7 protein-coding genes are annotated in these 6,489 nt (G+C 31.5%); 6 read left to right on the forward strand and 1 reads right to left on the reverse strand.

Features of this window, described 5'->3' with window-relative positions:
• Positions 1-45: 45 nt before the first annotated feature.
• From ACCQ42_RS06650 to ACCQ42_RS06675, 6 genes are all read left to right on the forward strand, one after another.
• Positions 46-645 (forward strand): ABC transporter ATP-binding protein, encoded by a 600-nt coding sequence (locus tag ACCQ42_RS06650; RefSeq protein WP_410035724.1) that lies wholly within the window; start codon positions 46-48, stop codon positions 643-645.
• Complete coding sequence (locus tag ACCQ42_RS06655) at positions 642-2,540, forward strand: FtsX-like permease family protein (protein ID WP_106460656.1); 1,899 nt, start codon at positions 642-644, stop codon at positions 2,538-2,540. The genes ACCQ42_RS06650 and ACCQ42_RS06655 overlap by 4 nt, the downstream gene beginning before the upstream one ends.
• Positions 2,518-3,186, forward strand: a complete 669-nt coding sequence (locus ACCQ42_RS06660; protein WP_158698381.1) for a response regulator transcription factor — start codon at positions 2,518-2,520, stop codon at positions 3,184-3,186. The genes ACCQ42_RS06655 and ACCQ42_RS06660 overlap by 23 nt, the downstream gene beginning before the upstream one ends.
• Positions 3,179-4,147, forward strand: coding sequence for a sensor histidine kinase (locus tag ACCQ42_RS06665; RefSeq protein WP_106460654.1), 969 nt, complete (start codon positions 3,179-3,181; stop codon positions 4,145-4,147). The genes ACCQ42_RS06660 and ACCQ42_RS06665 overlap by 8 nt, the downstream gene beginning before the upstream one ends.
• A 38-nt stretch (positions 4,148-4,185) precedes the next feature.
• Positions 4,186-5,109 carry a hypothetical protein gene (locus tag ACCQ42_RS06670; RefSeq protein ID WP_410035721.1) on the forward strand — a complete coding sequence of 308 codons (924 nt, stop codon included), beginning with the start codon at positions 4,186-4,188 and terminating at the stop codon, positions 5,107-5,109.
• Positions 5,110-5,193: 84 nt separating this feature from the next.
• Positions 5,194-6,306: a YrzE family protein gene (locus ACCQ42_RS06675; RefSeq protein ID WP_106460652.1), complete on the forward strand. Its 1,113-nt coding sequence runs from the start codon at positions 5,194-5,196 to the stop codon at positions 6,304-6,306.
• A 63-nt stretch (positions 6,307-6,369) separates the two neighbouring features.
• Here ACCQ42_RS06675 and ACCQ42_RS06680 read toward each other — a convergent pair.
• Positions 6,370-6,489 (reverse strand): IS3 family transposase (locus ACCQ42_RS06680; protein WP_410035725.1); only part of this gene is annotated, 120 nt, incomplete at its 5' end.

Consider the following 6,489-nt stretch of genomic DNA (forward strand, 5'->3'; position numbering starts at 1 on the left):
CTAATTTTATGTAACAATTGCTTGACATTGTAGGGAAAGACAACTATCTTAAATGCTATAGCGACAATAGGGTCCTTTAACAAGGGCTCTATTTCCTATTATGATAAGGATATTTCCCTTTTTAATAGGAGAATGATAACATCTTTTAGGAAGAATGTTATTTCTTATATATATCAAGATTTTAAACTTATAGATAGCCTTACTGGCTATGAAAATATAATTCTGCCATTTAATATTTCAAAAAAGCAAGTTGATATGGATAAAGTAATGAAATTGGCTGAGATTTTGGAAATTGTTGAACTATTTAATTCATATTCAGAAAATCTATCTGGAGGAGAGAAGCAAAGAATCGCCATAGCAAGAGCCCTTCTTAAGGATTCAAAAATAATCCTTGCTGATGAGCCTACAAGTGCTCTTGATAGTAAGCTTGGGGAAAAGGTTCTAAGACTCTTAAAAACATGTAACAAGGTCTACAAGAAATCTATTATAATGGCAAGCCATGACTTAAGAGCAATATCCTTCACAGATAGGGTTATATTTTTAAGGGATGGTCTTATTTATAACGAGCTAAGACGCAAGGAAGAAGAGAGCAGGGAAGATTTCTTAATAAGGATAGAAAATGCAGATAGGATGCTTTTAAGATGAATAAAGAAAGGTCTAGCAAAAAACTTTATTTTTTAATTTTAATAATATCATCAATTACATCTTACATAATTTTATCATTTGATAAGTCTGAAGTTTTTTCCTATATCTACGAAGAAAATAGGCTCTATCTTTTAGATACTGTTAGGCTAATCTACTTAGTTTCTCTAATTTTCATATTTATTTTAATCTACTATGCAAGCTTTTATATTATAAGTGAGAGGAAAAATGATGTAGGTCTTTTGATGGCAGAAGGCTTAGGCCAGAAAGGACTTTTTAAAAATTTTTTAAAAGATTCATTTGTAGATATTTTAAAGGCAAATCTTTACGGCATAGGTCTTGCTATTTTTATAAATGAATTTATAAATCTTCTTACAGTTAAGATCTTAAGTTTGGGTTTAAATTACCATAATTTTAGTATTTCTTTTAAAGCGATAGTTTTAACAATAGCAATAAGCTTATTTTTAAATAGCCTTTCAATTTATACTCTTGTTAGGGATTTTTATAAGATAAAACCGGATGAAATAATGAGGGGAGAGCTAAAATCTAGGTCAGATTTCTTTTTGTTTTTGGCCTTGATTTTATTTGTTATCGGCCTTATTTTAAATAGAATTTATTTAATGGAAGAATTGATCATTGTAATAGGCTTAATTAGCATATTCTTACTAATGGTTTTCTTTATATTTTCTAAAATTTTCCAAAAAAGCAGTGGAAAAGATATAATTGTAAGGAAAAGCTTAAGCTTAATTTTCAAAAAAGATAGGCTTTCCTTGCTATTTACAAGCTTTATGCTTATTGCAGGCACTTTTATCCTTGCCTATACTATTTTAACAAGTTTAGCATCAAGAAATTCCCTAGAAAGACCTGCTGACTTTACCCTTTATGATTCTAAAGAAAAAATCGAGCTTTTAAAGGAAGACTTAGACATGACTCAAATGATCGGAGAAATTTATCCAGTTTATGGTTATGAGTATTTTGATATCTACCCAGTGGAAATAATTAACTTGGTTAAGCAAAATATGAGCCTTGATAGGTCCACAAGAAATGAGTTTTATTTTAGACCAAGTTTTTTGCTTACAGAATCATCATTTGATAATATTTATAAAATAGAAACTGATCTAAAGGATGATGAAGCTATTCTCCTAGCAGAAAGTGAAAATGAAAAATATGGTCTTGAAGCAAGTCTTGCCAAAAAAGATGGGTTGATAAAAATAGCTGGAAAAGATTACAAAGTAAGAAAACTTGTAAAGTCAAATAAGATTTTTTCTAATGATGTAATAGGCTTATCTAGTATGGTTGTTGTAAATGATGAGGTTTATGGGTCTTTGATCGATAAAAAAGAACCTTTTGCCTACAATATAAACCTAAACAAAGATTTTGTAAATTCTTTTGGTTTTTCCAAGGGGTCTGATATGTTAAGACAGGCCTTTATTGATGGTGATTATAAGTATGAATCTTATATTTGGCAAGCAAAAAATGCAATCTCTCAGATTACAGAAAATTTATATACCTATTTTTATTTGAGTTTGATTTTTATTTTGGCTGGCCTAAGCTTTTTCACAATTAGAATTTTCATTTACTTTGAAAAATCTAAAGAAAAATTAAGGATTCTAAGCTTAATGGGCCAAGATATGGAGGAAATCAGGTCAATAATTAGAAAAGTTTATACGATACTTTTCTTCATTGTGGGTTTTGCTTCGATTTTTGTGACAATATTTTTATTTACCAACCTATCTTTTAGTATAGATTTATTTTTTAGAATAAAAATTAGCAAAATAATTGGAACCCTAGCCTTAATTAGTCTTGGTCTTTTGTTAGTGATAAGCCTATTTTTAAAATTTATCATAAAGGTAAGTTATGAAAGGATACTTTATTATGAAGAAAATTTTAATAATTGAAGATGATAGAAATCTCCTAAATGAACTAAGAGAATTTTTAGAAAATAGGGGATATGAAGTATCAAGTGTGGATAATTTCTTAAGGGCAAGTGAGGATGCTCTTAAAAAAAGACCTGACCTTGTAATTTTAGATATTAATTTACCAGGGATATCCGGTTTTGATATTTGCAGAGATATAAAAGAAAAATCAAACATTCCAGTCTTAATGCTCACATCTAGGATAGGGATAGAAGATGAGATTAAAGGACTTGAGATTGGAGCTGATGAATACTTAGCGAAGCCAGTTGATACTAGGATGCTAATTTTGAGGATGGAAAAGCTTTTAAATTTATTTAACCACTTCCAAGATATAATTAGTGTGGGAGATTTAAGTCTTGAGCTTTCTACTTCAAAATTATCTTATAAAGATACCTACCTAATCTTACCCCAAACAGAAGCTGATATTATCAACAAATTAATGGAATCCTATCCAGAAATCGTGTCAAAGGATGACCTTCTAGAGGCTGTTTGGTCAACGATTTATATAGATGAAAATATACTTCAGGTAAATATTACAAGGCTTAGGAAAAAACTTAAAAACCTTGGGCCTTACAATATTTACAATAAGAGAGGCCAGGGCTATGGCCTAGGAGAAGCGGATGAATAGCACATTAAAGGATGGCCTTATTTGGATATTGGCATTTTTAGGCCTAGATTTATTCTTTATCTTTCTAATAATTCTCATAAGTCCAGAATTAATTGATAATTTCATAATTTTCATACTTTTATTTACAATCTTGGCTCTATTATTTATTTTAAGAACTATAAGAAATAAAAATAAAAGAAAAAAGGACCTACTTGAAGAATTTTTGATAAACAATTCCTTCTTAGCAAAAGATGCCTTAGTAAATGAATTTGGGAGTGACTATAAGAAAATTTTTAATGATTATCAGAAAGCTTTTAAAATAAAAGATAAGAGGCTAGAAGAATCCAGGTCCAAACTCATCTCCTATAGGAACTTTATAGAGATGTGGGCTCATGAGATTAAAACTCCCCTTGCCTTTGCAAATTTATTCCTAGAAAACCATAAAAATGATTTTGATAGGGAAAGTCTTGATAAACTAAGTCTAGCCAATGCCAATATAGAAAATTATATCAACCAGATTCTCTACTATGCAAGACTAGATGCTAGCAAAAAAGACTACAAGATGGAAGATATCTATCTAAAAGAAGCTGTAGATGAAGCAATCAAGGCATATTATCCCCTAATTGCAGAAGAGGGGATTATCATAAAAGAAGATGTAGGAGAGGTAGAAGTTTTTACTGACAAAAATACTTTGGTCTTTATAATTTCCCAGATTATTTCAAATGCCATAAAATACTGTGATGGCGTTATTAATATTAGAAATAAGGGTAAGAACCTATATATAGGAAACAATGGACCTAAGGTTGCCGATCAAGACCTTGCTTTTATTTTTGAAAAGGCCTTTACAGGTGAAGTCGATAAGATTCACAAGTCAACAGGCATGGGCCTATATTTAGCTAGGCTTTATGGCAAGGACTTATCTATAGATATAGAAGTAGTAAGTAATGAGGATAGAGATTTTGAGATTTGCCTTAAGTTTTAATTGTTTTTGGAAAAAAACTTTAAATAAAGTAGGTAGAGATGGAAATAACTGAGAGATTTGAGCTATCAGCTTGTAAAAATAGGAAAAAATTTGATATAAATCACAAAGAAATCCCAATCAAACTTAGCCCTGACCTCGATGAGGCTATTAAATATCTTCTTTGGTATGTGCCAAATATAAATAGTGAACAGGCCAAGGAAAATGACCTCCTTAAAAATAAGGAATATGATGACTATATTTTTGAAGAGATAATGAGCTTTATGAACCTAAGTGACAGGGATGTCTTATTTACTGATGATATAGCAACATACATACTTGATGACTTTAGAGGAGAAGTATGCACAGATGATCAAAAAATAGTTATGAGCCTAGCAGATGGGGAAACTAAGACTATGAGTCTTTTAAGGCATATAAGAAATGCCATAGCCCATGGCAATTTCAATGTGATTGATAAGCTTGTAATAGGTTTTGATTTTAAAAGGCTTGGTGGGGATAAGATTGAATACAGGGCTATTTTTAAAATTAGGCCTGACGGGCTTTTAAAAGCCTTAAGAAAGATTAATTTTGATTTTACTAGCCAGGAATTTATTGGACTTGCCTTTAAAAACTGCGGGTATTTTGTCGAAGAATACCAGGAAAAATACCAGAAGAGCCATCGCTTTGACCTTTTTGCCAAAAAGAATGATAAGAGATTTGCTCTAGAAATTAGAAATTATGACTACGGCAGGAAGATATATAATGATGAGGTTAGTAAAATTATAAAAGCCTTTGAAGGGTCTGGAAAGGGTATTATTCCAATTCTTATTATAAACTCATCTTATCTAACAGAAGAAAGTAAGGAAGACCTACTTAGGGCTGATTTTATAATACTTGATATTAAAAATATTAAGAAGATGTACAAGGGAAGGGATATGGTTTCAGAAATCCTTAGAGACAATGCCTTTTTAAATAAATTTAATTAATTTTTTGCATATAAACTTTAAAATATAATATTTTCTAGTATAATAAAACTATATTATTAAAACGAAAATAAATAGGAGGAATTAATGACAGAGATTAATAATCAAAATCCTGGCGATAGAAGAAGATCGAATCGTCCAGATAAAAGAAGAGAAATAAGTTTAGAAAGAGAAGAAAGTTTACAAGCAGGTAGAAACCTTTCTTGGGGTTCAATAATAGCGGGAGCTGTATCAGGTGCGGCAGTATTTACTGTACTTAGCCTTTTAACAGCAGCTCTAGGCTTTGGAATCTTTTCAGCAAACTCAGCTAACCCACTTGCAGGAGTTGGTCTTGCAACAGGACTATGGACAGCTATTACAATAATTGTTTCCTTCTGTGTAGGTGGTTTTGTATCAGGTTATGCAGCAAGATCAACAGGACTATTACACGGTGCTATTACTTGGGCAGTAACAATCTTATTGCTATTTACCCTTGTATTCAATGCTGTGGCTTCAACATTAGGTTTAGCTGGCCAAGCAGTTAGTGCAGTAGCAGGTGGAGCAGCGAATGTAGTTGGTAATGTAGCAAGTACAGCTGGGGATGCAGCAAGTTCAGCAATTGGTTCTGCTGTTGATGGAGTAAGTCAAAATCTTAATGATGTTGATACAGAAGAACTTAAGGCTAATCTTGAAAAATATCTAGCAGATACTGATGTTAAAGAGCTTCAACCAGAATATTTAAATAGCCAAGTTGAAGAAAGTAAGGATGAAATTGCTCAAACTGTTAAAAACATAGCTTTAAATCCTAACAACGCTGGAGCAGAAATCAAAGCTCTTACTGATTCACTAAGTGCTAAGGCTAAAAAAATCGCAGATTCTGCTGATAAAGATGCTATTACAAATGCCGTAGCTGAAAATTCTGACCTAAGCAAGGCAGAAGCTGATGAAATTGCTAACAATATCTATGAAGAGCTAAACAAGGCTTCAGAAGAGACAAGTAAGGCAATTGATGAAGCAAGCGTAGAAATAACAAAGCTTGCAGAAGAATCAAAGATAAAACTTGACCAAACAGTAGAAGAAGCAAAAGATACTGCTGATAAGGCAACAAATGCTGTTTCTCTTGGTTCAGTTCTAACCTTCTTAGGATTAATTATAGCCCTTGCTGTATCAGCAATAGCTGGTAGAAAAGGTGAGGAATTCGCAATTAAAAATTACAGATAAAACCAAAAAAAACTAGGCCCTAAATGACCTGAACCCGTAAACACGGAATAATTTAATAATATTTTAAGCGGAATGTAATCTGTACATAACAGGGGACATTCCGTTTAATTTTGTTTTAATCCTATCCTCATTGTACCATTTTATATATTTTTCAGTCTCATTTCTTAAATGATCATAACTTTT

Source organism: Anaerococcus kampingae, assembly GCF_046365475.1.
Classification (GTDB): Bacteria; Bacillota; Clostridia; order Tissierellales; family Peptoniphilaceae; genus Anaerococcus; species Anaerococcus kampingae.